Below are 1,213 nucleotides of genomic sequence, written 5' to 3' on the forward strand. Positions count from 1 at the left end.
CATTTCCATGAAAATCCTGAACTTTCGTATAAGGAGTTTGAAACATCCAAATACGTTTTTGAAAAACTCCAAGCCTTCGGTAATATCGAAGTTTCAAAGGTAACTCCTACAAGTGTATTAGCACGGATTGTTGGCAGTCAGCCAGGCAAAGTAGTGGCCTTAAGAGCAGATATGGATGCGCTTCCAATTCAAGAGGAAACAGGACTGCCATTTGCCTCCAAAAACAAGGATGTCATGCACGCATGTGGTCATGATGGACATACTGCCATGCTTTTAGGAGCCGCAAAGGTCCTTTCTCAGTTAAAAGACGAAATACAAGGGGAAATCAGATTTTTCTTCCAGCATGCTGAGGAACATTTCCCAGGTGGAGCAGCTGAAATGGTTAAAGCAGGCGTAACTGATGGAATTGATGGTGTAATTGGACTCCATCTTGCGTCACAGATTCCTGCCGGCAAATTTTTCGTATGCTATGGTCCTGTAACAGCTGGAACGGATGCTTTTGATATTGATATCCAAGGTAAGGGTGGACATGGGTCCGCACCCTTTGCAACTGTAGATCCTATTGCAATTGGTGTTCAGATTGTGAATGGAATCAATCAGATTATTTCTCGAAAAGTGGATGCAAGTAAACGTGCGGTCATTTCGGTTACAAAATTTCATGGAGGAACAGCCAATAACATCATCCCTGACCGAGTGACTCTAGGCGGGACAGTTCGTACCTTTGATTCGGAAATCCGCAGTCAAATTCCAGTTTGGATTGAACAAATTACAAAAGGACTCACCGAAGCCCATGATGCTTCCTATAAATTGAATTATCAGTTTGGCTACTCATCCGTTGTGAATGAGGAGAAAATCACCGCATTGGTGGATCAAACCATTGTGGAAACGTTTGGAGAAAGCAATCGAGTGATTGCCGATGCCATCATGGGAGGAGAGGATTTCTCAGCATTTTCGGCAGTTGCCCCAGGTTGTTTTGTTTTCTTAGGTGCAGGAAGTGAAAAACCGGAAGAGAATTATCCGCATCATCATCCTAAATTCGATGTGAAAGAAGAGTCCCTGATTCTTGGTGTACAGTATTACGTGCAATCAGCCTTAAAATTCTTGAATGAAAAATAGAGGAGGCTAAAATTGTGATTGAAAAAATCGTCGATATTCAAAACTTGGTAGAAGCCGTTGAAGCGGAAGTGGTCCAATGGCGCAGGCATTTCCATGA

The 1,213-nt window shown here is 42.9% G+C and carries 1 protein-coding gene; it reads left to right on the forward strand.

Features of this window, described 5'->3' with window-relative positions; all coding sequences use genetic code 11:
- On the forward strand, positions 1-1,116 hold a 1,116-nt coding region (locus ACIFOT_RS22420), incomplete at its 5' end, for an amidohydrolase (RefSeq protein ID WP_430068068.1).
- Positions 1,117-1,213 lie beyond the last annotated feature (97 nt).

The organism is Neobacillus sp. NRS-1170, assembly GCF_050468025.1.